This is a genomic window from Kitasatospora sp. NPDC048722, assembly GCF_040650235.1.
Taxonomy (GTDB): Bacteria; Actinomycetota; Actinomycetes; order Streptomycetales; family Streptomycetaceae; genus Kitasatospora.
Window position 1 is genome coordinate 1 of record NZ_JBEZGX010000094.1, and the last position, 24,517, is coordinate 24,517.

General features: G+C 72.8%; 22 protein-coding genes and 1 tRNA gene. 11 read left to right on the forward strand and 12 right to left on the reverse strand.

What is annotated here, in order from left to right; translation table 11 throughout:
* Nucleotides 1–358 precede the first annotated feature (358 nt).
* The 3 genes from AB0C76_RS38940 to AB0C76_RS38950 form a co-directional block, all read right to left on the reverse strand.
* Nucleotides 359–2,191: an APC family permease gene (locus AB0C76_RS38940; protein ID WP_359974851.1), complete on the reverse strand. Its 1,833-nt coding sequence runs from the start codon at nt 2,189–2,191 to the stop codon at nt 359–361.
* Between the two features lie 731 nt (nt 2,192–2,922).
* Entirely contained in the window at nt 2,923–3,774 is an 852-nt protein-coding gene (locus AB0C76_RS38945) for a hypothetical protein (RefSeq protein WP_359974853.1), read from the reverse strand.
* Entirely contained in the window at nt 3,771–4,751 is a 981-nt protein-coding gene (locus AB0C76_RS38950) for an AAA family ATPase (protein WP_359974855.1), read from the reverse strand. Before AB0C76_RS38950 ends, AB0C76_RS38945 begins: the two co-directional genes overlap by 4 nt.
* Before the next feature lie 67 nt (nt 4,752–4,818).
* Here AB0C76_RS38950 and AB0C76_RS38955 point away from each other — a divergent pair, with 67 nt between their 5' ends.
* Nucleotides 4,819–5,925, forward strand: coding sequence for a hypothetical protein (locus tag AB0C76_RS38955; protein ID WP_359974857.1), 1,107 nt, complete (start codon nt 4,819–4,821; stop codon nt 5,923–5,925).
* Between the two features lie 334 nt (nt 5,926–6,259).
* Here AB0C76_RS38955 and AB0C76_RS38960 read toward each other — a convergent pair.
* Nucleotides 6,260–6,340 (reverse strand) — tRNA-Tyr (locus AB0C76_RS38960).
* A 216-nt stretch (nt 6,341–6,556) separates the two neighbouring features.
* On the opposite strand from AB0C76_RS38960, the gene AB0C76_RS38965 reads away from it, so the two are divergent.
* On the forward strand, nt 6,557–7,045 hold the full coding sequence (locus AB0C76_RS38965; protein WP_329930374.1) for a YajQ family cyclic di-GMP-binding protein: 489 nt from the start codon (nt 6,557–6,559) through the stop codon (nt 7,043–7,045).
* Between the two features lie 98 nt (nt 7,046–7,143).
* Here the strand turns inward: AB0C76_RS38965 and AB0C76_RS38970 are convergent, their stop codons facing one another.
* Entirely contained in the window at nt 7,144–7,722 is a 579-nt protein-coding gene (locus tag AB0C76_RS38970) for a hypothetical protein (RefSeq protein WP_359974859.1), read from the reverse strand.
* Between the two features lie 161 nt (nt 7,723–7,883).
* Nucleotides 7,884–8,375, reverse strand: coding sequence for a hypothetical protein (locus tag AB0C76_RS38975; RefSeq protein ID WP_359974861.1), 492 nt, complete (start codon nt 8,373–8,375; stop codon nt 7,884–7,886).
* A 281-nt stretch (nt 8,376–8,656) separates the two neighbouring features.
* On the opposite strand from AB0C76_RS38975, the gene AB0C76_RS38980 reads away from it, so the two are divergent.
* From AB0C76_RS38980 to mug, 6 genes are all read left to right on the forward strand, one after another.
* Nucleotides 8,657–10,192 carry an APC family permease gene (locus tag AB0C76_RS38980; RefSeq protein ID WP_359974863.1) on the forward strand — a complete coding sequence of 512 codons (1,536 nt, stop codon included), beginning with the start codon at nt 8,657–8,659 and terminating at the stop codon, nt 10,190–10,192.
* A complete protein-coding gene (locus AB0C76_RS38985; RefSeq protein WP_359974865.1) occupies nt 10,189–10,626 on the forward strand; it encodes a hypothetical protein in 438 nt (145 codons plus the stop codon). The genes AB0C76_RS38980 and AB0C76_RS38985 overlap by 4 nt, the downstream gene beginning before the upstream one ends.
* Nucleotides 10,627–10,707: 81 nt before the next feature.
* Nucleotides 10,708–12,060, forward strand: a complete 1,353-nt coding sequence (locus AB0C76_RS38990; protein WP_359974867.1) for a dipeptidase — start codon at nt 10,708–10,710, stop codon at nt 12,058–12,060.
* A gap of 129 nt (nt 12,061–12,189) precedes the next feature.
* On the forward strand, nt 12,190–13,308 hold the full coding sequence (locus AB0C76_RS38995) for an aminopeptidase P family protein (RefSeq protein WP_359974869.1): 1,119 nt from the start codon (nt 12,190–12,192) through the stop codon (nt 13,306–13,308).
* Nucleotides 13,309–13,425: 117 nt separating this feature from the next.
* A complete protein-coding gene (locus tag AB0C76_RS39000; RefSeq protein ID WP_359974871.1) occupies nt 13,426–14,424 on the forward strand; it encodes a phosphatase PAP2 family protein in 999 nt (332 codons plus the stop codon).
* Nucleotides 14,421–14,972, forward strand: coding sequence for a G/U mismatch-specific DNA glycosylase (mug, locus tag AB0C76_RS39005; RefSeq protein WP_359974886.1), 552 nt, complete (start codon nt 14,421–14,423; stop codon nt 14,970–14,972). Before AB0C76_RS39000 ends, mug begins: the two co-directional genes overlap by 4 nt.
* Here mug and AB0C76_RS39010 read toward each other — a convergent pair.
* A complete protein-coding gene (locus AB0C76_RS39010; RefSeq protein WP_359974872.1) occupies nt 14,912–15,880 on the reverse strand; it encodes a LysR family transcriptional regulator in 969 nt (322 codons plus the stop codon). The two genes, mug and AB0C76_RS39010, sit on opposite strands and share 61 nt — an antisense overlap.
* A gap of 142 nt (nt 15,881–16,022) precedes the next feature.
* On the opposite strand from AB0C76_RS39010, the gene AB0C76_RS39015 reads away from it, so the two are divergent.
* Nucleotides 16,023–17,033: an NADP-dependent oxidoreductase gene (locus tag AB0C76_RS39015; RefSeq protein WP_359974874.1), complete on the forward strand. Its 1,011-nt coding sequence runs from the start codon at nt 16,023–16,025 to the stop codon at nt 17,031–17,033.
* A gap of 4 nt (nt 17,034–17,037) precedes the next feature.
* On the opposite strand, the gene AB0C76_RS39020 is transcribed toward AB0C76_RS39015, so the two are convergent.
* Entirely contained in the window at nt 17,038–17,919 is an 882-nt protein-coding gene (locus AB0C76_RS39020; protein ID WP_359974875.1) for a sigma-70 family RNA polymerase sigma factor, read from the reverse strand.
* Nucleotides 17,920–17,993: 74 nt separating this feature from the next.
* Between AB0C76_RS39020 and AB0C76_RS39025 the strand changes: the two genes are divergently transcribed.
* Nucleotides 17,994–18,680 carry an NAD(P)H-dependent oxidoreductase gene (locus AB0C76_RS39025; protein ID WP_359974877.1) on the forward strand — a complete coding sequence of 229 codons (687 nt, stop codon included), beginning with the start codon at nt 17,994–17,996 and terminating at the stop codon, nt 18,678–18,680.
* Here the strand turns inward: AB0C76_RS39025 and AB0C76_RS39030 are convergent.
* The 4 genes from AB0C76_RS39030 to AB0C76_RS39045 form a co-directional block, all read right to left on the reverse strand.
* Nucleotides 18,677–19,633, reverse strand: a complete 957-nt coding sequence (locus tag AB0C76_RS39030; RefSeq protein ID WP_359974879.1) for a M56 family metallopeptidase — start codon at nt 19,631–19,633, stop codon at nt 18,677–18,679. The genes AB0C76_RS39025 and AB0C76_RS39030 overlap by 4 nt on opposite strands.
* Nucleotides 19,634–19,636: 3 nt before the next feature.
* Nucleotides 19,637–20,059 (reverse strand): BlaI/MecI/CopY family transcriptional regulator, encoded by a 423-nt coding sequence (locus AB0C76_RS39035; protein ID WP_359974880.1) that lies wholly within the window; start codon nt 20,057–20,059, stop codon nt 19,637–19,639.
* Nucleotides 20,060–20,116: 57 nt separating this feature from the next.
* Nucleotides 20,117–21,829 (reverse strand): cytochrome c oxidase subunit I, encoded by a 1,713-nt coding sequence (gene ctaD / locus AB0C76_RS39040; RefSeq protein WP_359974887.1) that lies wholly within the window; start codon nt 21,827–21,829, stop codon nt 20,117–20,119.
* Nucleotides 21,830–21,942: 113 nt separating this feature from the next.
* Nucleotides 21,943–22,866: a DMT family transporter gene (locus AB0C76_RS39045; protein WP_359974882.1), complete on the reverse strand. Its 924-nt coding sequence runs from the start codon at nt 22,864–22,866 to the stop codon at nt 21,943–21,945.
* On the opposite strand from AB0C76_RS39045, the gene AB0C76_RS39050 reads away from it, so the two are divergent.
* Nucleotides 22,865–24,301: a PLP-dependent aminotransferase family protein gene (locus AB0C76_RS39050; RefSeq protein ID WP_359974884.1), complete on the forward strand. Its 1,437-nt coding sequence runs from the start codon at nt 22,865–22,867 to the stop codon at nt 24,299–24,301. The two genes, AB0C76_RS39045 and AB0C76_RS39050, sit on opposite strands and share 2 nt — an antisense overlap.
* The last annotated feature ends 216 nt before the right edge of the window (nt 24,302–24,517 follow it).

Below are 24,517 nucleotides of genomic sequence, written 5' to 3' on the forward strand. Positions count from 1 at the left end.
CTCACAGCTTCTCCACCCCCCGCGCGATCAGGGCGATGACGGCGAACACGGCGACCGTGACACCGACGTAGATGAGGTCGGACATGGGCTCCACCAGCGTGGTTCGGGAGACTGCCGCGACCGGCCGGGGGGCTTCGCGCGGCACCGGCGGAAGACCGGCTGAAGCAGCAAACCAGCCATCAGAGGTGCGTTACGGGTTCCTGACGCCCTCCATACGGGTGAACGAGGGACGTTGACGCGACCTTGACGCGGACGGGTGACCGGAACGCGGAACGGTCCCGGCCGGCGTTCGCCGTCCGGGACCGTTCGCATCCGAATGTGCAGGTCAGGTGCGCACCGGGTGTGGTGGGGGCGCCGATCACATCCGCATGCGGAGGCGGCACACGACCGCGTCGGTGCTCCGGCGCAGGGCGCGGTCGATCACCGCGCCGCGCCGGTTCTGCAGCGCCCGCTGGTACCAGTGGGCCGGCTCCACCTCGGGGATCAGCACGGTCAGCCGGTCGTACGCGTGCTCCTCCCCCAGCCTGTTGACGAACTCCGCGATCGGCTGGCCCAGCCGGCGGTGGCCGTCCGGGATCTCCACCAGGGGCACGCCCGGGTCCCACAGCTCCCAGTCCCGCCGCAGGGCCTCGGCCTCGGCCGGCTCGTGCACGACGGTCACCGCCAGCACCTCGTCGCCGAGCGACAGCGCCGCCGACAGGCCGTCCCGGGTGAGCCGGGTGATCGCCGTCACCGGGACGACGACCAGGCTGCGCCGGCGGACCACCGCACCGGGCACGCGGCCCAGCTCCAGGCGTTCGCCGATCCGCTCGTAGCCGCGGTGGATCAGCTCGAAGAGCACCACCAGGAGCGGGAGCGCCACCGCGATGCCCCAGGCGCCCTCGGTGAACTTGGTGCCGGTCACGACGAGCGTCGCGACACCGGTGAGCACGGCGCCGAAGCCGTTCAGCGCGGCCTTCCACCGCCACTTGGCCGGCCGGTGCAGGTACCAGTGCTTGACCATGCCGACCTGGCAGATCGTGAAGCCGACGAACACGCCGATGGAGAACAGCGGCACCAGGCTGTTGACGTCGCCGCCGGAGCCGACCAGCAGCGCCGCCGAGACGACCGCGAGGAAGAGGACGCCGTGCCGGTGCACCTGCCGGTCGGCGCGCAGCGCGAACACGTGCGGGAGGTGGTTGTCCCGGGCGAGCAGGTGGAGCAGGACCGGCAGGCCGCCGAAGGAGGTGTTGGCGGCCAGGCCGAGCAGGACCACGGTGGAGAACTGGACGACGTAGAACGCGGCGCCGTGCCCGAGCGAGGCGTCGGCCAGCTGGGCGAGCACGGTGACGCCCTCGACCGGCTGGAGGTGGAAGCGGCCGATCAGCACGGCCAGTCCGATCAGCATCACGCCGAGCAGCGCGCCCAGCGCGACCTCGGTGTTCTGGGCGCGCCTGGCGCGCGGCGTGCGGAAGGAGGGGACGGCGTTGGCGACCGCCTCGACGCCGGTCAGCGCCGAGCAGCCGGCGGCGAAGGCCTTCAGCAGGAGCAGCGCGCCGACGGTGGTCGCGTTCTCCGCCAGCACGGACGCGTGGCCGGCGGCGGCCGCGGTACTGGCGGGGGCGTCCCGGAACAGGCCCACCACGATGATCGCCATGATCGAGACGACGAAGACGGCGGTCGGCGCCATGAACCAGCGGGCCGACTCGGCGATACCGCGGAGGTTCACGGCCGTCACCAGGGCCAGCACGCCGAGGCAGAGCCAGACCCGGTCGTCGTACAGACCCGGCACGGCGGAGGTGAGGGCGGCCACGCCGGCCGTCACCGAGACCGCGACGTTCAGGATGTAGTCGATGACCAGCGAGGCCGCGGCCGTGAGCGCGGTCCGGCGGCCCAGGTGCTCCTTGGCGACCGCGTACGACCCTCCGCCGTCCGGGAAGGCCGCGATCACCTGCCGGTAGGAGGCCACCAGCACGGCCAGCAGGACGGCGATCGCCACCGTGACGGGGAGCGTGAAGCCCAGCCCGTACGCCCCGGCCGCGGCGAGCACCAGGACGACCGACTCCGGCCCGTAGGCCACCGAGGCCATGGCGTCCAGCGAGAGGGCGGCCAGGCCGCCGAGCGCCGTGAGGCGGTGCCGTTCGTCGCCCGCGCCGGCGTCCGGGGGCCGGGGGTCGGCCTCGACGGCCGGGGTGGAGATGGCGCTGGACATCGACGGGACCTCCGCAGTCGGTAGTTGCTCCGATCCTGCGGGTCACGGCCCCGGCGGCATCCGGCCCGTACGCGATCCTGACGCGGCCGGGAACGCCTCTTACGCGTCGTTGACGCCGCGCCCGGAGGCACGGCGGGAGCGCGGCGGGCGCACGGGGGGAGGTCTGGACGGGGGTGGGTGGGCCACGTCACGGCGGTCGCCGCTTGGGAAGACGGGAAGGACTCCCACCCCCGTGGCCCCCACTCTGCTGCCTGCTATCTGTAATTGCAAGCAATATGCAATAACTCGCCACCCGGCCGAGGGCACAACGCGGGGCGCGGCCGGAGCGCAGAGAAACGAGAACAGCCCCTGATCTGCATTTCCGCAGATCAGGGGCTGTTCTCCATCCGGTGGCTGGTGCAGGGTTCGAACCTGCGTAGCTTGCGCGACAGATTTACAGGCCGCTGACCAGGCAACTCCCGATCCTAGGCCGGATCTGGTCCGCGCCTGGTCCGGATCATGGTCTCGACGCCCCCTGCCAACCCACCTCCGTAAGCACCCGAAGGGCCGTATCGGGCAGCGATCTCCGCTGCCCGATACGGCCTTCTGTGTTTCAGCTCACGCCCCGCCGGCCGGACCGCCGACGCCGAGGTCCAGCCGGGCCAGCGCGTCGTTCGGCGGAGAGGCTGCTCAGTTTGGCGAGCGCAGCATCCATACTCACTTCAAGGCCCGTGGCCGACGGGGCTCACCCTTCAAGAAGGGGAGAGGCCGAGGTCGGTGAAGGTGGTGTGGCACCAGGACAGCGCCAGGTCGAGGCTCTGCCAGTGGGGTTCGCCCGGGCGGAGGACCGGGAAGATGTAGGGGTCGCGGATCTCCGAGGGGAGGTTGCCGGGCACCTTGTCCGTGGGGATACCGTAGCCGACTGGGGGGAACAGCCTGGCGATGTCGGGGGGTTGGGCGTCCCAGATGCTGAACCAGAGTCTGCGCAGCATCGCCGGATGGGCCACGGCGAAGATCAGCCTTCCGACGTTGAGGGGTTCTCCGGCCGAGACGATTCGGGCTACCGAGCTGTACGAGCGGATGGGGGCGCCTCGGAGTTCGCCCGACTTGCTCGACCAGATCTCCACGCTGTGTCCGGCCCCGATGATGCCCGCGCACAGGGCTGCGAGGGCCAGCCCCCGGTTGCGCACTTCGTGGTGCGGTGTGGTGCTCAAGTAGCTTCCAGGGATGAGGAAGGAGATGACCCTGCCGCGTCCGGAGACCTGCTGCACCGTCGCATTGACCATGCACTCGGGCGCGCCGGACAGATATGCGGCGATGTCGACCTCACCGCCGGTCACGTCCAAGGAGGGTTCCAAGGTCGGACCGCGGCCGGACAGACCGGCCAGTCGGCGCAGGGCGCCAATGGACAGCCCCACCTCCTCCAGCGGTTCGTGCCAGCCGTCGCGTGCCAGCTCCAGTGCCTCCTCCCAGGTGGCTCCGGCCCACGCGGTGCCCGCGGTGCTGCTGTCCCGGCTGGCGCCGTTCCTGATGGACGAGGGCAGTTGGGCTGCGTCGAGGAACTCCTGCCAGGAGTAGAACGGCGGCAGGATCAGGCCGTTCACTGCGCAGCGTCGTTCGTGAAGCCGAGCCCGAGGGCCGACCGGTGGGCGTTCGACAGCCCGCGAGTGACCCGCCAGCTCAGTGCCTGCTCCCAGGTCGCCCCGGCTTCGAGCAGCTTGGCTCCGTCGATCGAGGCGCGCGGGGAGAAGACGAGCGGGAGGCGCTTGCGCTTCGCGGTGGCGCGCAGCTTGCGCACCTCGGCCAGCAGCCGGAGGGCCTCGGCGAGCTGCGAGGGGGCGTGCGCGGCCACCAGCCGTTCCTCCAGGCCGGGGTCGACCGGTACGTCGATGACGGTGAAGCGGTCCAGGGTGGCGGCGTCCAGGGCCTGCCGCCCCACGTACTGGTGATCTCCGCCGTGTCCGTACGTGTTAGCGGTGGCGACCAGTCGAAATTCGGGATGGGCGTCCACCATGCCGTCCGCAAAGGCGCAGCAGCCGATTGCGAGGGCCTGGTTCAATTCGGCCAGCAGGCCCGGATGTCCGTTGTCCAGCTCGTCCAGGAGCATGACGCCGCCGTGTTCGTAGGCTGCGCGAAATGGCGTTCCCCGATAGTTTCCCTCGGCATCGAGATAGCCGAAAACCTTGCTCATCGGCGTTGTCGGCCCGAGGGACAGAGCGTGGAAGGAGAGGCCCAGGGCGGCGGCGGCGTGCTTCGCCATGTGGGATTTTCCGGTACCGGCGGGCCCGACGAGGAGCAGATGGCAGGCGGCGCCGAGTGCGAGCAGGACGTCCGGAAGCAGCCGGTGGGTCTCCTGTTCGACTATCACTTCGGGGCGGCCTGGCAATTGCACGGAAAGGGTGGCCGGGGTCGCTTTCCGGTGTGCTTCGATGACCCTTTCATGAATAATCTTCTTGAGTTCCGTCATTGCGCCGCGGATCGTCTCATTCGCTGCTTCCCGGGCCATTTCGGGAATGTCGGACGAATTGCGAATAGCGTCCAGTGCTATCTGCTCAACCGCTTGCCGAATTGCCCTTTGCATCCGTGGCCCCCTCGTCCGGACTCGTCCGGAGGAAGCCTAGGCGTCTGATCGGTCGACGTCAGCTGAAATGAAAATTGGACGATGGCCCAGACATGGGAGCTGGTTCCTCCGACTCGGGGCCGAAGCGCCGGCCGCCGCACACATCCCGTGCGGGCAGTCCTACCTCACGAAGACCCAGGCGGACGGCCGGAAGGCCGAACTGCTGATCGCAGCGGCCTCTCGCCAGCCCTTCGACATCGAGACGGGCCTCCCGCTCGCGGAGCTCCGCAAGCGCCAGGAGGAACAGAACTCCGTCACCTGGTACCAGCACGGCCGGAACTACGTCGAGGCCCGATGGGACGGCGCCCCGGCCAAGACGCGCACGACGTGGGCGGACGCCCCGGCCAGCGTCACGTTCGAGCTGGTCAAGAGCAAGACCGGCATGCCGGACAAGCTGCTCGTGCGGCGCGCGCTGTACAGCTGGGCCCTCAACGTGAACCGCTGGACCGACGAGCCGCCGGCCGACGTCGCCAGGGCCTTGAGCTGGGTGGCGCGGAACTCCGTAGACGTCTCCGAGTTGGCGGACCCGAAGATAGTCCGCCGCCTGCTCGCCGCCATCTCGGTCAAGCTCGACGGCACCAAGGCCGCTGCCCCGACCGTGCTCCGAAAGCGCCGGATCCTGAACCACGTCCTGGGGCGCGCCATCGAGGACGGGCTCCTGACCGCCAACCCGCTGCCGTCGGTGCAGTGGCAGCCGCCCCGGACCGAGGAGGAAGTCGATCCGGAGTACGTCATGAGCCCGGAGCAGGCCGCCGCGATGCTGGACGCCGTCGGTCGGCAGGGGCGCCGCGGGCCGCGGTTGGTGGCGTTCTTCGGGTGCATGTACTACGCGGGCATGCGCCCGGGGGAGGTGGTCCACTTGCGCAAAGACCGGTGCGTCCTGCCGGCGGAGGGCTGGGGGAAGCTCAATCTCAACGGGAACAGCCCCCGCGTCGGGTCGTCCTGGACCGACAGCGGGGCTTCCCACGACCCCCGGGGGCTGAAGCACCGGGCGGAGGCGGCGCCCCGGCCCGTCCCGATCCCGCCCGAGCTGGTGAAGCTGGTTCCGGACGACCCACACCCCGCGAGCAACGCGGTTCCGGCGGCCACGCCCAGGATGGCCAAGCGCCTGTTCCTCATGCCGTTGCCCCCTTGATTGTTGATCCCGGCCGTAGATCATTCCACTGCCCTCGGCCATCCTGGGCGTGATCGCCGGAATGCCAGCAGATCGGTCGGGTTGGCACCGGACCAGACAGGCCGGCGCTCAATCGGCCGAAGACCTGCCGGTGGACCAACTCGGCGAACAACGCCCCGGCCACCCCTGATCCTGGTCCGCCCCTGGCCCGGAACCGCTGGTCAGGACTGGGATCCGGGCGATACGAGGTGCGACAAACCACGCAAGACGACCATCCGGCGTGACCGGCGTTCGAGCAAAAAGAAACGGCCTCTGATCTACGTTTCCGCAGATCAGAGGCCGTTTCTCTATCCGGTGGCTGGTGCAGGGTTCGAACCTGCGTAGCTTGCGCGACAGATTTACAGTCTGCTCCCTTTGGCCGCTCGGGCAACCAGCCAGGATTGGTGTCTCCCGGGGTCTTGCCCCGTTCGACTCCGTAAACGATACCCGATGCCAGGGGGTGGTTCGCCACTCGATTGGTCACACGATGATCAAGGCTTTCGGCGTGGCTGTCGGGGGCGGCGACGGGGCACCGCTGGATAGGCTGGGGCGGCGGGCGCCCGGTGCGGCGTGCCGTGCCAGTGAAGCCAGAGCATCAAGGAGACCAACACCCATGGCCGACTCCAGTTTCGACATCGTCTCGAAGGTCGAGTGGCAGGAGGTCGACAACGCGATCAACCAGACCTCCCGTGAGATCGCCACCCGCTTCGACTTCAAGAACGTCGGCGCCGAGATCAGCCGCTCCGGCGAGAAGATCGAGATGAAGGCCAACGGCGAGGAGCGGGTCCGGGCCATCCTCGACGTGCTGCAGACGAAGTTCGTCAAGCGCGGGCTGTCGCTGAAGGCCCTGGACGCCGCCGAGCCGCAGCTGTCCGGCAAGGAGTACAAGATCTTCGCGAACGTGAAGGAGGGCATCACCACCGACGATGCCAAGAAGGTCGCGAAGATCATCCGGGACGAGGGCCCCAAGGGCGTCAAGGCCCAGGTCCAGGGCGACGAACTGCGTGTCAGCTCCAAGAGCCGCGACGACCTCCAGGCCGTCCAGGCCCTCCTCAAGGGCAAGGACCTGGACTTCGCGCTCCAGTTCGTGAACTACCGCTGACGCCTCCCGGCCGGTCCGAAGCGGCGACGACACAGGCCCCGGTCCTGGGTGCGGGACCGGGGCCTGTGTCGTCGGGCCGCGGGGTGCGGCGGGTGGGGTCAGCCGGCGGCGGGGTGGGGGTGGACGGCGGTGCGGGCCGCCGTGGCGTCGGCCAGGGCCTGGGCCTGCGCCTTGAGGGAGGCGAGCCGCTCGTTCACGTCCCGAGCGTCCGGGGTGGCCGTGGACGGGAGCTTCGGCGGGGCCGACGGGGTCACCGAGGGCACGGGCACCGGCAGTGACGGGGGCGCCGGCAGCGAGCCGAGCAGGCCCTGCAGGGTGTTCAGCACGGTCGTCAGCAACTGACCCACGACGTCGAGGCCCGGGACGGCGGAGGTCACGCCCGACAGCAGGCCGGTGACCGTCTTGACGATGTCGCCGAGGGTGCCGGACGGGTCGGGGGTGGCGGGGAGGGCCGGGAGGCCCGGGACCGCGGGGGCCGGGACGGCCGGCAGGGCGGGGACCGCCGGGGCCGGGACGCTCGGCACGGGGACGCTCGGGAGCGGGTCGGCGAGCGGGGCCGAGACGACGGGTGTTCGGGGGGCCGCGGAGCCGTTGCCCGCGGCGGTGGCGGATGCCGAGGCGACCGGCGTCAGCGCGAGGGCTGCGGTCAGCGCGGCGGCCATCCAGGTGGCACGCATGGGTACTGCTTCCTCTCGGTGCGAGTGGGGCGAAATCGCCTGACTCACACCGTGGGGCAGCCACTCGGACGCAGCCACCGCACGTACGCCGAACGGTGGCGCGGCGGCCCGCGCGCTCGGCGTGGCTCGGCGTGGCTCGGCGTGGCTCGGCCGGGAACGGCTCAACCCACCGTCGCCGCCCAGTCCTCGGTGCTGCGGTGGACGCCGAGGCCGACCGCCTCGAACTCGTCCGCCCGCCCCTCCTCCACCCGGGCGCCGAGTTGCCGCAGGACGCGGGAGATCGGGCTGCCACCGGGTGCGAAGGGCTCGAACGCGCTGCTGAGCGGACCGAGTTCGAGCCGGCCGTCGTTCCACACGGCGGCGCGCTGGGTGCCGGTTCCGCCGAAGAATTCGGCCTCGACGCAGGCGACCGGGCCCGCCTTGGACCAGGCCGCGAGCCGCAGTTCGAAGCCGTCCGGGTGCCAGGCGAAGCCTGCGCCGCCGTCGGACTTGCGCTCGTCGCCGTCGGCCCGGAAGGCGTTCAGGAACGCGGGAGTGGCCGGGATCAGCGCCAGTCCTTGTGCGAGCGGCGCCACCCGGGCGACCGGCACCTCGGCCGCCGCGACCGTCAGCAGCTCCAATGTGCCGATCAGCGCCTGGAGTTCATACGACATCCGGACATCGTGTCCCACGGCACCGACAACCGGCCCGGAATTTATGATTCCGTGCCCGTCCGGAGTCCGCGCGGGTGCCCGAACTCCCGCTCCCGGACCGCACGTTTGGGCAGCCGTATCGCTCACGGGCACACCGGCGGCCCGATGCGCGGTCACCCGGGCGGGCGCGCGCCGCATGCGGCGATCCGGGCAGACGGGTGAACTGGCCGGGTACGGACCGCCCCGGAGCCCGCCCGCGGAGCCCGTACCGGACGAGGACCCCGCACCGGAGGAGGACCCGGATGAGTTCCACGGACGCGCCCCCGCCCCGCCCGGACGGCCCGCAGGCCGGCCCCGCCACCCGGGAGCGCGGCGGAGCGGTGGCCGCCCGGGTCGCCGCCGCCCCGCGAATGTCCTGGCTCACGCTCGCCCTCATGACCACCAGCTCGGTGGCCAGCCTGCGTTCCGCCCCGACCATGGCGGTCTACGGCCTGGCCTGCGTCTTCCTCTACCTCGTCCCGGCGCTCGTGTTCCTGCTGCCGACCGCGCTGGTCTCCGCCGAGCTGGCGTCCGGCTGGGACGGCGGCGTCTACCGCTGGGTGTCGGAGGGCCTGTCGAAGCCGCTCGGCTTCCTCGCCGTCTGGTGCCAGTTCGCGATGACGATCTTCTACTACCCGTCGCTGCTGGCGTACGTCGCCTCCACGATCGCCTACGTGGTGAACCCGGGGCTGGCCGGCAACGGCCCGTACACCGCCCTGGTGATCATGGTGCTGTACTGGACCGGCGTCTGGGTCTCCTCGCGCGGGACGAAGGCGGTGGCCGGCCTCTCCTCGATGGGCCTGGTGATCGGCACGCTGGTCCCCGGCACGCTGCTGGTGGTGCTCGGCTTCGTCTTCCTCGGCGAGGGCAACGCCTCCGCCGCGCCGATGGACGGCGCGCACCTCTTCCCGCAGTGGACCGGCCTGGCCAGCCTCGTGCTGATCGTCAACAACTTCCTCAGCTACTCGGGCATGGAGATGAACGCGGTGCACGTCTCCTCCCTGCGCAACCCGGCCCGGGAGTTCCCGCGTTCGATGTTCACCGCCTCCGGGATGGTGCTGGCGATCTTCATCCTGCCCGCGCTCGCGATCAGCTGGGTGGTGCCGTCCAGCGAACTGAGCCTGACGGCCGGCGTCATGCAGGCCTTCGACGCCTTCTTCCAGTACTTCGACGTCGGCTGGCTCACCCCGGTCATCGCGGTGGCGCTGATCGCCGCCTCGCTCGGCGGCATGCTCACCTGGCTCGCCGGGCCGTCCAAGGGCCTGCTGATGATCTCCCGCCACGAGGGCTACCTGCCGCCGTTCCTGCAGCGGCTCAACAAGGAGGGCGTCCAGCAGAACCTGCTGGTCACCCAGGGCGTGGTCACCACGGCGATCGCCCTCATGTACGCCCTGATCCCGAACGTCTCCAGCGCCTACTGGATCTTCTCGGTCATCACCACCCAGGTGTACCTGATCGTCTACCTGCTGATGTTCGCCGCCGCGATCCGGCTGCGCCGCACCCAGCCCGACCACCCGCGCGGCTACCGCGCCCCCGCGCTCGTGCCGATGTGCGTGACCGGCCTGCTCTCCTCGGCCGCCGCGATGGCGATCGGGTTCGTACCGTCCTCGCAGTTCGGCAGCGGCAGCGTCTGGTCGTACGTCGGGATCGTCGGCGGCGGCCTGCTGGTCCTGGGGCTGCTGATCCCGTACCTGTTCCTGCGGCTGCGCAAGCCGGGCTGGCGATCCCCGGACGCGGCGGCCGAGTCGGCCGCGCAACAGTCCGCTGGAGCGCGCGACGCGGAAGGAGGTGCGGCATGACGGCCCGTCCGATGACCTCCCGGCACCGCTGGATCCACCTGGGCTCGATCGTCCTGCTGGTCGCGATGCTGGTCACCGGGCTGCTCTCGTTCACCCGGCTGCACGCCACCGACCTGGCGAACCGGAAGGCCGCGCAGCTGTCCGCCGCGCTGGGTTCGGCCGGCTACCCGGTGCCGACGCAGGACCAGATCGTGCGCACCCTCGGGGAGGACGGCGGCGCCGTCTGCGACGACCCGTCGAACGCGCCGACCCAGGCGCAGTGGAAGTACGGAATGTCCAACGGCGCCGACGGACCGGGCCGGCGGCCGGTGCTCTCCGACCGCGAGATCGTGCAGGCCGAGGCGATCGTGCTCCCGGTGTACTGCCCGGACAAGCTCGCCGCCGTCCAGGACCGGATCGACGGCTTCGACCTGCGCGAGACCGTCCGCAGGTGACGGACGGTCCGCGCGTACCAGCCCGCTCGTGACCGTCCGCACCTGGCACCCGCCACCCGCAGCCAGCCCACGGGAGCCCGCATGACCGACGAACTCGCCAGCCGCGTAACTGGGTTGATGCCGCAGGCCAAGGCCGACCTGGCCGAGCTGGTGGCGATCCCCTCCGTCGCCGACCCCCGGCAGTACCCGCCGGAGCACTGCCGGGAGGCCGCCGAGTGGGTCGCCGCCGCCTTCACCGCGGTCGGTCTGCGCGACGTCCACCTGGAGGAGACCCCGGACGGCAGCCACGCCGTGATCGGCCACCGCCCGCCCCCGCCCGGCGCGCCGACCGTCCTGCTCTACTGCCACTACGACGTCCAGCCCCCGCTCGACGAGTCCGCGTGGACCTCCGAGCCCTTCGAGCTCACCGAGCGTGACGGCCGGTGGTACGGGCGCGGCGCCGCCGACTGCAAGGGCAACATCGTCATGCACCTCACCGCGCTGCGGGCGCTCGGCGACGACGTCCCGGTCGGCCTCAAGCTCGTCGTCGAGGGTTCCGAGGAGCAGGGCACCGGCGGCCTGGAGCAGTACGTGCCGCCGCACGCCGGGGAGTTGCACGCGGACGCGCTGCTGGTCTGCGACACCGGCAACGCCGCCGTCGGCGTGCCCACCGCCACCACCTCGCTGCGCGGCGTCACCGACGTCGTCGTCACCGTCAAGGCCCTGCGGGGCGACCTGCACTCCGGCATGTTCGGCGGCGCCGCCCCGGACGCGCTCGCCGCGCTGATCCGGATGCTCGACTCGCTGCGCGACGCCGACGGCGGCACCCGGATCGACGGCCTGGACTGCACCGGCACGTGGAGCGGCGCCGGTTACGACGAGGAGCGGTTCCGTTCCGACGCCGGAGTGCTGGACGGCGTCCGGCTGACCGGCTCCGGCACCGTCGCCGACCGGCTCTGGGCCCGCCCCGCCGTCACCGTCCTCGGCATCGACTGCCCGCCCGTGGTCGGCTCGGCCGCCGCCGTCCCGGCCACCGCCCGGGCCCGGGTGAGCCTGCGGGTGCCGCCCGGCACCGGGGCGCGCGCGGCGCAGGACGCGCTGGTCGCGCACCTGGAGGCAGCCGCGCCCTGGGGCGTCGTGGTGGACGTCGAACGGGAGAGCGCCGGCTCGCCGTTCCGCGCGGACACCGGCGGTCCCGCGTACGCCGCGCTCGACCGGGCGATGCGGGAGGTCTACGGGTGGCCGATGTCGTTCCTGGGCCAGGGCGGCTCGATCCCGCTCTGCAACGTCCTCGCCACCACCTACCCCGACGCGGAGATCATCCTGATGGGCGTCGAGGAGCCGCGCTGCCTGATCCACGCGCCGAACGAGAGCGTCGACCCGGGCGAGATCGAGCACATGGCCCACGTCGAGGCGTTGTTCCTGCGTCACTTCGCCGACGCCGCGCGGGCGTGAGGGCGTCCCGGGCGGCCCGCACCCGGCGGAGCTCCGGTCCACCGCGCCGGTTCCGGGCGGGTGACGGGGCCCCGGACGCGTGATGGAGTTCCAGGCAGCAGCCCGTCCGGACCTTGAGGAGGAAGACCCGTGCCACGACCCTTCACCACCGAGGACTACCGCGCCCGACTGGCCCGCGCCGCCGCCGACGCGACCGCCGCCGGACTGGCCGGCCTGGTCGTCGCCCCCGGCCCCGACCTGGTCTACCTGTGCGGCTACCAGCCCACCGCGATCACCGAGCGCCTCACCGCCCTGGTGCTCGGCACCGGCCGCGAGCCCGCGCTGCTCGTCCCCCGGCTGGAGCGCCCGGACGCCGAGAAGGCCCCCGGCGCCCCGGCCGTCCGGCTGCTCGACTGGAGCGACGGCGAGGACCCGTACGCCGCCGTCGCCCCGATGCTCGACCCGGCCGGGCGGTACGGCGTCTCCGACAACGCGTGGGCCATGCACCTGCTCGGCCTGCAGGGCGCGCTGCCCGGCACCGGCTTCACCTCGCTCACCGCGAGCCTGCCGATGCTACGCGCGGTCAAGGACGCCGACGAGCTGGAGCGCCTCGCCGCGGCCGGCGGCGCCGCGGACGCCGCGTACCGGGGTGTCCTGGAGGTCGAGTTCGCCGGGCGCAGGGAGACCGACGTCGCCGCCGACCTGGGCGCGCTGCTCATCCAGTACGGCCACAGCCAGGTCGACTTCACCGTCGTCGGCTCCGGCCCCAACGGCGCCAACCCGCACCACGAGGCCGGCGAGCGGGTGATCCAGCGGGGCGACACCGTGGTGCTCGACTTCGGTGGCCTCAAGGACGGCTACGGCTCGGACACCACGCGGACGGTCCACGTCGGCACGGACGTCCCGGCCGAGGTACGCAAGGTGCACGACGTGGTCCGGCGGGCCCAGCAGACCGCGTTCGAGGCCGTCCGCCCCGGCGTCACCTGCCAGGAGATCGACCGGATCGCCCGGCGGGTGATCACCGACGCCGGCTACGGCGAGCACTTCATCCACCGCACCGGCCACGGCATCGGCATCACCACGCACGAACCGCCGTACCTGGTCGAGGGCGAGGAGCAGCCGCTGGTGCCGGGCATGTGCTTCTCGATCGAGCCGGGGATCTACCTGCCCGGCCGCTTCGGGGTGCGGATCGAGGACATCGTCACCGTCACGGCGAACGGCGGGCGGCGGTTCAACAACACCCCGCACGAGCTCGGCATCGTCTCCTGAACCGGCTGCCAAGCAGCACCGAACCGACCCAAACCACCATTATGAGTAGGACTTTCTTAAGATCCGGTCATCGTTCATCAAGGCTCCTCCCAGCTTGCGCCGCTAGTTTCAGCGGGCATGACCAACCTGCTGCGGCCGGCCCCACCACCACGACTCGTGCGGGCCGGGCGGCCTAGCCCGGCGGGCGCGGTGGCCAGACTCCGGCCGCTGCGGCTGCTCGCCTGGCCGCTCTACCTGGCCTCCCTCGCCTGGTACGTGCGCGGCAACGGCCTGCCGTCCGCCAACGACGTGGTCTTCTGCTGGCTGATCGGCGCCCTGCTGACCGCCGCCGTGCACAGCGGGCACGGCCCCCGCGGCTTCCTCCTGGTCCTGCGCGACTGGGTCCCGGTCATGGCCGCGGTGTGGACGTACTCGCTGCTGCGCGGCTACGGCGCGCACACCCCGTGGGCGCCGCACTGGCTGCCGCAGCTGGACGCGGACGAGGTGCTCGGCTTCGGTCAGACCTGGACCGTCCGGCTCCAGCACGCGCTCTACACGCCCGGCTCGCCGCACTGGTACGACTACGCGGCGGTCACGGTCTACCTCTCGCACTTCTTCCTGGTCTTCGTGATCCTCGCGGTGCTCTGGCGGCGCGACCACGCGCGGTACGTCCGGTTGCTGACCTGCTACCTGGTGCTGACCTTCGCCGGCTTCGCGACCTACCTGCTCTATCCGGCCGACCCGCCGTGGCTGGTCGCCCAGGAGGGCCACCTGCCCGGACTCGCCCGGGTGGTGTCCTCGACGCTCACCGACATCGGGCTGCCACAGGCGCAGTCCGTCTTCGAGAACGGCAGCCAGTTCGCCAACGACGTCGCCGCGATGCCCTCACTGCACTCCGCCTACCCGGCGATGCTGCTGTTCTTCTTCTGGCCCACCGCCCGCCCCTGGCTGCGCGCGCTGCTCGTCGCCTATCCGCTCGCGATGGCCCTCACTCTGGTGTACGGCGCCGAACACTTCATCGTCGACATCCTGGCCGGCTGGACGTACGCAGCCGTCGTCGTCCTCGGCCTCCGGTGGCTCCGCTCCCGCCGGACGCAACGCGCGCAGGAACGGGCAGACTTGGCCGGGTGCAGATGACGCCCGCGAAGCCCACCGCCGAACAGCTCCTGGCCGCCAAGGACACCACCATCCCGGACGTCACCGGGCCCGGCCTGCGCGTCCTGTTCTGCGGGATCAACCCGGGCCTGTGGTCCGGCGCCACCGGCCACCACTTCGCCCGCCCGGGCAACCGCTTCTGGCCCGCCCTGCACCGCTCCGGCTTCACCGACCGCCAGTACCGGCCGGACGAGCAGGGCGAGCTGCCCGCCCTCGGCCTCGGCATCACCAACGTCGCCCCGCGCGCCACCGCCAAGGCCGACGAACTGACCGCCGACGAGCTGCGCGAGGGCGGCGCCGCGCTGCGCGAGCGCGTCCTGCGGCTGCGTCCGCGCGTCCTCGCCGTCCTCGGCATCGGTGCCTACCGGACGGCCTTCGGGGCGCGGAAGGCCGTGATCGGGCGGCAGCCGGAAGACATCGGCGGGACGCAGGTGTGGGTGCTGCCGAACCCGAGCGGGCTCAACGCGCACTACACGCTGGACGCGCTGGCGGCGGAGTTCCGCACGCTGCGGGAGTCGCTGGAGGACTGATCGGCCGCCCGGGCCGCCACCAGCCCCTCCGGCAGCGGCCCGGCCCGCAGCTCGCGGATCAGCGCCCGGACGGCGGCCGTCGCGGCCAGCTCGGGCGTGGTCACGTACCCGACGGACCGGCTGGGCGGGCGCGGCCCCAGGTCGGTGACGGCGAGGCCGGCCGGAGCGCCGAGCAGCGTGGTCCTGGGCATGATCGCCATGCCCAGGCCCTGGGAGACCAGCGAGACGGCCACCGAGTCGTCCTCGACGTCGAGCGTCGCGGCCGGGATCCAGTCCTGCCGCTGCCACCAGTCCCGGGTGTAGGAGCCGCAGTTCTCGTCCCAGTCCACCAGCGGCAGCTCGCGCGGCGCCGGGTGGCCCACCGGGTGCGCGAGCGCGTACGCCTCCTCGAACAGCCGCGCCGAGACGAGGCCGGGGACGGGTGGCGGGCCGCCGCCGTCGAGGGTGGCGAGCCCGAGGTCGGCGCGGCCGTCGGCGACCTCGCCGGCCGTGCCGCGGCCGAGCTCCCGGACGATCCGCACCTGCGGCGTCAGTCCGGGGTGGCGCGCGACGAGCCGGGCCAGGACGGGCGGCAGCACGTGCGCGGCGACGCTGCGGAACGCGGCGATCCGCAGCGGGCCCGCCACCTCCTCGACCACCGCGCCCGCGGCCCGCACCTCGGGGCCCATCGCCGCCGTCAACCGCAGGATCCGGCGGGCGTACGCCACAGCCCGCGCGCCGGCGGCCGTTGGGCGTGCGCCGTGGCGCCCGCGGTCGAAGAGCACCGCGCCGAGCTTCCCCTCGCAGGCGCGCACGGCGTGCGAGACGGCGGACTGGGTGGTCCCCAGGCGGGTGGCGGCCGCGGTGAAGCTCTGCTCCTCGTCGACGGCGACCAGGATCCGCAGCTCCTGCGGGGCGAGATCGGTCATGCGGGCGAATCTACCGCCATCCATCGAATCCGCTCATGGAAGCCGCCGTTCCATCGCCGCGGCCCCCTGCCCGGCCACTCCCCCGCCTCCTACGGTGATCCCACTCGACCAGCCCGTCCAGCGAATGACCCCGGAGCCACCGATGACCCGCACCACCGTCCGCGCCGTCCACCAGGTGTCCCGCCCCACCGGCGCCCCCACCGCCGCGAACTTCGCGTTCGTCGAGGAGACGGCACCCGCGCTCGCCGACGGCCAGGCGCTGGTCGAGAACGTCCACCAGTCCGTCGACCCGTACATGCGCGAGCTGATGGACGAGGGCGGCTGGGAGCTCAACGCCCCGCTGGAGGGCCGCACCCTCGGCCGGGTCGTGGAGTCCCGCACCGCCGCGCTGCCGGTCGGTGCCCTCGTCTTCCACCGCAAGGCCTGGCGCACCCACTCCGTCGTCACCGCGGACGAGGCCCACCTGCTGCCCGACTTCCCGGGCGTCCCGCTCAGCGCCCACCTGGGTGTCCTCGGCGGCACCGGGCTGTCCGCATGGGTCGGCCTGACCAGGATCGCCCGGCTGCGTCCCGACGAGACGGTGTTCATCTCGGCCGCGGCCGGCGGCGTCGGCACCGCCGCCGGCCAACTCGCCCGGCTGCTCGGCGCCGGCCGCGTGATCGGCAGCACCGGCTCGGCCGCCAAGGCCGCCCACCTCACCGACCGGCTCGGCTTCGACGCCGCCTTCGACTACCACGACGGCCCGATCGCCGACCGCCTGCGCGAGGCCGCCCCGGACGGTCTGCACGTCTACCTGGACAACGTCGGCGGGGACCACCTGGCGGCGGCCATCGACGTGCTGCGCGAGCGCGGCCGGATCGCGTGGTGCGGCGCGGTCGCCCAGTACGACCACGCCCACAACCCGCCCGCGGCGCCGCGCAACCTCTACGACATCGTCGGCAAGAGCCTGCGCCTGGAAGGCTTCCTGGTCCGCGACCACCTCGACGCCCGCCCCGGGCTGTACGACTTCGCCGTGCCGCACCTGCGCTCGGGCGCGCTGATCCCCGACGAGACCGTCGTCCAGGGCTTCGACCACGTCGTGGACGCCTTCCTCGGCATGCTGCGCGGCGCCAACACCGGCAAGATGATCGTCCAGCTCGCCGACGGGTCCTGAGGCCCTAGCGCACCGCGAGCTCCAGTCCGGCCAGCCGGGCCGGGTCGGCGACGACCTCGTACCCGGCCACCAGGCCGTCCGCGACCGTCACCCGCAGCACCAGCCGCAGCCGCCCGCCCGGGGCGATCACGATGCCGGGCACGCCGTCCACCAGGGCCACCACGCCGAACCGGGCCCGGCGGCCGAAGACCGTCGTCTCCCGCGCGACGGTGAGCGCCCCGCGCGCGACGAGGGAGCGCCCGGCGGGCAGCGCGGCCGGGTCGGCCCGGCGGACGACGTCCGGCGCGAGCACCGCCAGCAGCTCGTCCAGGTCCCCGCCGCGCGCGGCGGACAGGAAGGCCTCCACGACCCGCCGGTGCCCGGCCAGGCGCTCCGGCGGGCCGGCGGCCGTCCCGCGCACCCGCTGCCTGGCCCGGCTGGCCAGCTTCTTGGCGGCCACCGGCGTCCGGCCGACGATCGGCGCGATCTGCTCGAACGGCACCGCGAAGCCGTCGTGCAGCACGAAGGCGACCCGCTCGGCCGGGCCCAGCCGGTCCAGCACCACGAGCAGCGCCCGGCCGACCGACTCGACCAGCAACGCCTCCTCCTCCGGGTCCCCGGACCCGGCCTCCCCGTCCGGCAGCGCCTCGTCGGCCGGCTCCTCGCGGCGCACCGCGCGGGAGCGCAACAGGTCCAGGCAGATCCGGGAGACGACGGTGGTCAGCCAGCCCGGTAGGTTCGCCAGTTCCGCCGGGTCGGTCCGGCCGAGCCGCAGCCAGGCCTCCTGGACGGCGTCCTCCGCCTCGGCCGTCGAGCCGAGCATCCGCTGCGCCACCGCGCGCAGCCGCCCGCGCTCGGCCTCGAAGCGCGCGGCGAGCGCGTCGTCCAGAAACCCGTCCCGGCTCATCGGTCACCTTTCCTCGGCCCGGCCCGTCACCGGTATGACGTTCCGCCCGACCCCGAGGTGACGAGGAGAGCACCATGACGTCCACCGCCCTGCTCCACCTGGACTCCAGCATCAGCCCGGAGGGTTCGGTCAGCCGCGCCCTGACCGCCCGCTTCGCCGCCACCTGGCGCGCCCGGCACGGCGCCGCCGCCACTCACCGCCACCACGACCTCGTCGCCGAGCCGGTGCCCGCGGTGCGCGCCGCCTACGACGCCCTCGGCCGCCGTGCCGAGCGCAAGGGCGGGCTCCCGCTGGACGACGTCGCCGCGCTCGCCGAGACCCCGGACGAGGAGCGGGAGTGGGCGCTGACCCGCCCGCTGATCGACCGACTGCTGGCCGCGGACACCGTGGTGGTCGGGTCCCCGATGTACAACTTCACGGTCTCCACCGGCCTCAAGGCCTGGATCGACCGGGTCTCGTTCCCCGGCGCCTACGTCGACGGGGGCACCGGCGCGAAGCTGCTGGGCGGCACCCGCGTCGTGGTCGTCGCCGTCCGCGGCGGCGGCTACGGGCCGGGCACTCCGCGCGAGCACCAGGACTTCCAGGTCCCGTACCTGCGGGCGTACTTCGGCAACCTCGGCGTCGCCGAGGAGAACCTGCACGTCGTCACCGCCGAGCTCACCCGCGCCGACGACGTGCCCGCGCTGAACGGGCTCCGGCCGATCGCCGCGGAGTCGCTCGCACGGGCCGGGGCCATGCTCGACGCACTGGCCGCCGCCTAGAGCGGAGTGACCGCCTTCAGGACGACGAGCAGCGCCACGGCGGCGTTGAGCGCGCACAGCGCCGACACCGCCGTCCCGACTGCGGCGACCATCGCGGCCAGGCCCGCCGGGGTCTTCGCCGGCGGCCAGTTGCGGGCGGACGGCACCGGGCCGAGCAGCGCGGCGACCCGTCGCGGCACCGGACCGGGGGCCGGGGCCGGGGCGGCGAAGGCCGCGAAGCCCGGGGACGGTACGGGACGCGCGACCAGGGCCGCCCGGGCAACCGCCCGCGCGGTGATCCGCCGGTCCCCCACCACCTGCGCCGAGTCCTCGTCCGCCCAGCGCTCCGCGCTGAAGGCCACCGCCTCCTGGAGCGGGCGCAGGAACGGGTTGACGTCGGCGGCGAGCTGGGTGGCCAGCAGGTAGCGGTGGTGCCGGTGCACCAGGTGCGCGCGCTCGTGGGCGACCAGTGCCTCGCACTCGTCCTCGGCCAGGCCCTCCAGCATCCCGGTGGACACCACGACCCGCCCCGGCGAACCCGGCAGCGCGTACGCGTACGGGCTGGCGTCCGGCAGCACCGCGAGGTCGGCGTCCGGCCCCGAGTCCGTCGGCAGGCCGTCCAGCGCCCGCCGGGCCCGGGCCCGCACCCGCAGGTGCCGCGCCGCCGTCCGCAGGCAGGCCGCCCCGACCAGGACCAGCAGCCACATCGCGGCCGTCCCGACCGTCTCGTGGTACGGCAGCGCGGCCCGAACCTCCGGGTCGGACCAGCTGTCCGGCAGCGGGTTGCCGGGGATCTGCGCGGTGCCGACCACGCCGATCAGGCCGAGACACAGCACGCTGCACACCGCCATCACCGCGCTGATCACGGTCATCAGCCGGGCCGCGCCCCGCGGGTGCAGGTGCTGCCCGGTGAGGCGCGCGATCGGCACCGCCGTCAGCGGCAGGATCAGCGGGAGGAAGACGAAGAAGCCCACGGGTCAGCTCTCACGGTCGGCCGTTGCCGGATCGGCGGACGCGGAGTCGAGCAGCGCGCGCAGCAGCTCCTCGTCGTGCGGGAGCAGGGCGCTCACGAAGCTCGCCAGGACGGCGTCCCGGTCGGCCTCGCCGTCGAGCATCCGGCGCATCCTCAGGGCGGCGAGCCCGGCCGCGTCGGAGGACGCCTGCCAGAGGTAGGAACGGCCGGAACGGGTCCGGGAGACGGCGCTCTTCGCGTGCAGCCGGGAGAGGATCGTCATCACGGTGGTGTACGCCAGGCCGCCGTCCAGGCGTTCCTGGACCCACCCCGCGGTGACCGGGCCGGGCGCACGCTGGAGCACCGCCAGCACCTGGGCCTCCAGCTCGCCCTGGCCGCGTCGCCGGGCGGGGGCGTCCCCGGCCGGGGCGTGCCTCTCGTCTGCCATGACGGCCCACTCCCTCCGGATGCCGCGCCCCGGAGCCGGCGGGGCACGGCGCCCATCCTAACGAGCGGACCCCGCCGGACGGGCGGCCTCGGGGCGGTTCTGCCTCCGGTCGAGCTCAGCGATCTCCGGGTGGTGCAGGTCGAACGCCGGGCACTCCGAGCGGATCTTCGGCAGCGTCACGAAGTTGTGCCTCGGCGGCGGGCACGACGTGGCCCACTCCAGCGACCGTCCGTACCCCCAGGGGTCGTCCTCCCCCACCGGCTGCCCGTACTTCGCCGTCCGCCACACGTTGTAGAGGAACGGCAGCGTCGAGAGCCCGAGCAGGAACGAGCCGATCGTCGACACGGTGTTGAGCGTGGTGAACCCGTCTGAGGCGAGGTAGTCGGCGTACCGGCGCGGCATGCCCTCGGCGCCCAGCCAGTGCTGCACCAGGAAGGTGGTGTGGAAGCCGGTGAACAGCGTCCAGAAGTGGATCCGGCCGAGTCGCTCGTCCAGCATCCGCCCGGTGAACTTCGGCCACCAGAAGTGGAATCCGGCGAACATCGCGAACACCACCGTCCCGAACACCACGTAGTGGAAGTGCGCGACGACGAAGTACGAGTCGGAGACGTGGAAGTCGATCGGCGGCGAGGCCAGCAGCACCCCGGTGAGCCCGCCGAACAGGAAGGTCACCAGGAAGCCTACGGTCCACAGCATCGGCGTCTCGAAGCTCAGCGAGCCCCGCCACATCGTGCCGATCCAGTTGAAGAACTTCACCCCGGTGGGCACCGCGATCAGCATCGTCATGATCGAGAAGAACGGCAGCAGCACCTGCCCGGTGACGAACATGTGGTGCGCCCAGACCGTGATCGACAGGCCCGTGATGGCGATCGTCGCGCCGATCAGGCCGGAGTAGCCGAAGACCGGTTTGCGGCTGAACACCGGGATGATCTCGGTGACGATGCCGAAGAACGGCAGGGCGATGATGTACACCTCGGGGTGCCCGAAGAACCAGAACAGGTGCTGCCACAGCATCGCCCCGCCGTTGGCCGGGTCGAAGACGTGCGAGCCGAACCGCCGGTCCGACTCCAGACAGAGCAGCGCCGCCGCCAGCACCGGGAAGGCGAACAGCACCAGGACCGCGGTGAGCAGGACGTTCCAGACGAAGATCGGCATCCGGAACAGCGTCATGCCCGGCGCCCGGAAGCAGACGATCGTCGTGACGAAGTTGACCGAGCCGAGGATGGTCCCGAAACCGGAGAGCGCCAGCCCCATGATCCACAGGTCCGCGCCGTGGCCCGGGCTGTGCACCTCGCTGTTGAGGGGCGCGTAGGCGAACCAGCCGAAGTCGGCCGCGCCGCCCGGGGTCAGGAAGCCGAACATGACGATCAGCGAGCCGAACAGGTAGAGCCAGTAGGCGAGTGCGTTCAGCCGGGGGAAGACGACGTCCGGCGCGCCGATCTGCAACGGCATGATCCAGTTGGCGAAGCCCGCGAAGAGCGGGGTCGCGAACATCAGCAGCATGATCGTGCCGTGCATGGTGAACAGCTGGTTGAACTGCTCGTTGTCGAGCAACTGCGTTCCCGGGCGGGCTAGTTCGGCCCGCATCAGCAGTGCCATGACACCGCCGGCGAGGAAGAACAGGAACGACGTCGTGATGTAGAGGGTGCCGATCCGCTTGTGGTCGGTCGTGGTCAGCCAGCCCACCAGGGCCCGACCGCGCCGGCGCCGGCGGTCCGACCGCGCGGTGCTCGACGGGCGCGGGGCCCGATCCACGACGTCCTTCGGCAGAAGAGTCACGCGGCGCGCCTTCCGGGCTCGGGCTGGCGGTGGTCGGACCCACCACTACCAGCGGCCGCCCACCGAAGCCCGGGGCGCGCGCGGCGCATCACCCGAACAGGCCCTCACGCACGGGCGCGCTGGGTGACGGCGATGCAGACGAGCACCACCACGGCCGTCACCGGAGCCGCCGCCGGCAGGTCCTCGGCCAGCAGCAGCACCGCCCACGCCAGCGTCAACAACGGCTGTGCGAGCTGGAGTTGGCTTGCCCTCGGCACGCCGATCGCCGCCATCCCCCGGTACCAGAGCACGAACCCGCCGAACTGGGACACCGCCGCCGTGTACAGCAGCCCGGCCAGCGCCTTCGCAGTCGGGTGGACGGGCTCGGCGGGCAGCGCGAGCGCGGTGGTCAGCACGGTGGCGGGCAGTGCGGCCACCACCGCCCACGCGATCACCTGAGCACCCGGCAGGTCCCGCGACAGGCGCCCGCCCTCCGCGTACCCGGCCGCGCAGACGAGCAGCGCCGCGAACAGCAGGCAGTCCGCGGCACTCGGCCGGCCGTGGCTCTGCAGCAGGGTGAACGCGATCACGGCCACCGCTCCCACCAGCGCGGCACCCCAGAAGGCCCGGGACGGCCGGCGGCCGGTGCGCCACGCCGCGAACACCGCCGTCGCCAGCGGAAGCAGGCCGATGACCACCGCCGAGTGCGCCGTCGAGGACATCCGCAGGGCGAGCGTGGTGAGCAGCGGGAAGCCGAGGACGCAGCCCGCGGCGACGACGAGCAGGCCGGGCCACTGCCGCCGGGTCGGCAACGGGGCGCGGACGGCTGCCAGGTAGCACGCGGCGAGCAGGCCCGCCCCGGCCCCGCGCAGCCCGGTGGCCGTCCAGGGGCCGAAGCCGGTGAGGGCCCAGGAGGTGGCCGGGAAGCTGAACGAGAAGAGGAGCACCCCGAGGGCGGCGGGCAGGGTGCCGGAGGCCGCTGCCGGACCAGGGCCGACGATCCGCGGTGCTATCGCCGAATTCCAAATAGCGCTATCTTGTGCCTTCATGAACGAGCGTAGCAGCGTGGCTGAACTCGCCGATAGCCTGCGACGTGAGGTGGAGCGCTATCCCGAAGGGCGAAAGCTGCCGTCCAGTCGCGCCCTCGTCGAGCGTCACCAGGTCAGCCCGGTGACGGTCTCCCGGGCGATCGCCGCCCTCGCGGCCGAGGGGCTGGTCGTCTCCCGGCCGGGGGCCGGGGTGTTCCGGGCCGCCCGCTTCGCCACCGCGCCGGGCGCCCGCACGGGCGACCTCTCCTGGCAGGAGGTCGCGCTCAGCGCCGGCTCCGGCCCGCGCGACCTGCTCGCCGCACCGGTGATGGCCACCCTCAACGTGCCGCCGCCCGGCGTCGTCGACCTCAACAGCGGCTACCCGCACGCCGGCCTGCTCCCCGAACGCCTGCTGGCCGCCGCGCTCGCCCGGGCCGGACGCCGCCCCGGCGCCTGGGACCGCCCGCCCGCGGACGGCCTCACCGAACTGCGCGGCTGGTTCGCCCGGGACATCGGCGGCACCGGAGGCCCGATCGGCGCCGGGGACGTCCTGATCACCGCGGGCGGACAGGGCGGTCTCACCGTCGCGGTGCGGGCGCTCGCCGCGCCCGGCGCACCCGTCCTGGTGGAGTCCCCGACGTACCCGGGGATCCTCGCGGTCCTGCACGCGGCCGGGCTGCGGCCCGTCCCCGTCCCGGTCGACGCCGACGGCGTCCGCACCGACCTGCTGGCCGACGCCTTCGCGGCCAGCAGGGCCCGGCTCTTCGTCTGCCAGCCGCTGTTCCAGAACCCGACCGGCGCAGTGCTCTCCCCCGAACGGCGCACCGAGGTCCTGCGGATCGCCCGCGCGGCCGGGGCGTTCGTCCTCGAAGACGACTTCGCCCGGCTGCTCGTCCACACCGACGCCCCCGCGCTGCCCCGCCCCCTGGCCGCCGACGACCAGGACGGCGTCGTGGTCCACCTGCGTTCCCTGACCAAGGCGGCCTCGCCCAACCTGCGGGTCGGAGCCCTGACCGCCCACGGCCCGGCCCTCGCCCGACTGCGGGCCACCCAGGTCGTGGACAGCTTCTTCGTACCCCGCCCGCTCCAGGAGGCCACCCTGGAACTCGTCTCCGACCCCGGCTGGCCCCGCCACCTGCGCACCCTGGGCACCGAACTCCAGGACCGCCGCGCCGCCACCGTCGCCGCCCTGCACCGCGAACTGCCGGGCTTCCTCGACGACTACCGCCCGGGCGGCTACCACCTGTGGCTACGCCTGCCGGACGGCACCGACGACGCCGTCCTCACCGCAGCGGCCCTACGCACCGGCGTCCTCGTCACGCCCGGCCGCCCCTACCACCCGGCAGAACCCCCGGCAGCGCACCTCCGCCTCAGCTACGCGGCAGCCGAGAGCGCCGCCCAAGCGACCGAGGGCATCCACCGCCTGAGGAGGGCCTACGAATCCCTGACCTCATGAACCCCCGCCCCAACCACCCCCACTGCCCACCGACCCGCACCAACACCCGCTCCCCCCTCCCCCCTCCCCCCTCCGCTCCCCTCCCCTCCTCCCCTCCTCCCTCCTCCTCTCCCCACCCAAGGCGAGAGGGTGCGCTGCGGGAGGGGGTGGCGGAGGGGGTGGCCGCGGAGAGGGGCGTGACGGGTGATTTTCAGACTGCCAACGGCGAGAACACCC

Bases quoted from the DNA above. Each gene is read 5' to 3' on its own strand.
- AB0C76_RS38940 (WP_359974851.1), bottom strand. From the start codon at position 2,191: ATGTCCAGCGCCATCTCCACCCCGGCCGTCGAGGCCGACCCCCGGCCC.
- AB0C76_RS38950 (WP_359974855.1), bottom strand. From the start codon at position 4,751: ATGCAAAGGGCAATTCGGCAAGCGGTTGAGCAGATAGCACTGGACGCT.
- AB0C76_RS38955 (WP_359974857.1), top strand. From the start codon at position 4,819: ATGAAAATTGGACGATGGCCCAGACATGGGAGCTGGTTCCTCCGACTC.
- AB0C76_RS38965 (WP_329930374.1), top strand. From the start codon at position 6,557: ATGGCCGACTCCAGTTTCGACATCGTCTCGAAGGTCGAGTGGCAGGAG.
- AB0C76_RS38970 (WP_359974859.1), bottom strand. From the start codon at position 7,722: ATGCGTGCCACCTGGATGGCCGCCGCGCTGACCGCAGCCCTCGCGCTG.
- AB0C76_RS38975 (WP_359974861.1), bottom strand. From the start codon at position 8,375: ATGTCGTATGAACTCCAGGCGCTGATCGGCACATTGGAGCTGCTGACG.
- AB0C76_RS38980 (WP_359974863.1), top strand. From the start codon at position 8,657: ATGAGTTCCACGGACGCGCCCCCGCCCCGCCCGGACGGCCCGCAGGCC.
- AB0C76_RS38985 (WP_359974865.1), top strand. From the start codon at position 10,189: ATGACGGCCCGTCCGATGACCTCCCGGCACCGCTGGATCCACCTGGGC.
- AB0C76_RS38990 (WP_359974867.1), top strand. From the start codon at position 10,708: ATGACCGACGAACTCGCCAGCCGCGTAACTGGGTTGATGCCGCAGGCC.
- AB0C76_RS39000 (WP_359974871.1), top strand. From the start codon at position 13,426: ATGACCAACCTGCTGCGGCCGGCCCCACCACCACGACTCGTGCGGGCC.
- mug (WP_359974886.1), top strand. From the start codon at position 14,421: ATGACGCCCGCGAAGCCCACCGCCGAACAGCTCCTGGCCGCCAAGGAC.
- AB0C76_RS39010 (WP_359974872.1), bottom strand. From the start codon at position 15,880: ATGACCGATCTCGCCCCGCAGGAGCTGCGGATCCTGGTCGCCGTCGAC.
- AB0C76_RS39015 (WP_359974874.1), top strand. From the start codon at position 16,023: ATGACCCGCACCACCGTCCGCGCCGTCCACCAGGTGTCCCGCCCCACC.
- AB0C76_RS39020 (WP_359974875.1), bottom strand. From the start codon at position 17,919: ATGAGCCGGGACGGGTTTCTGGACGACGCGCTCGCCGCGCGCTTCGAG.
- AB0C76_RS39025 (WP_359974877.1), top strand. From the start codon at position 17,994: ATGACGTCCACCGCCCTGCTCCACCTGGACTCCAGCATCAGCCCGGAG.
- AB0C76_RS39035 (WP_359974880.1), bottom strand. From the start codon at position 20,059: ATGGCAGACGAGAGGCACGCCCCGGCCGGGGACGCCCCCGCCCGGCGA.
- AB0C76_RS39050 (WP_359974884.1), top strand. From the start codon at position 22,865: ATGAACGAGCGTAGCAGCGTGGCTGAACTCGCCGATAGCCTGCGACGT.
- AB0C76_RS39045 (WP_359974882.1), bottom strand. From the start codon at position 22,866: ATGAAGGCACAAGATAGCGCTATTTGGAATTCGGCGATAGCACCGCGG.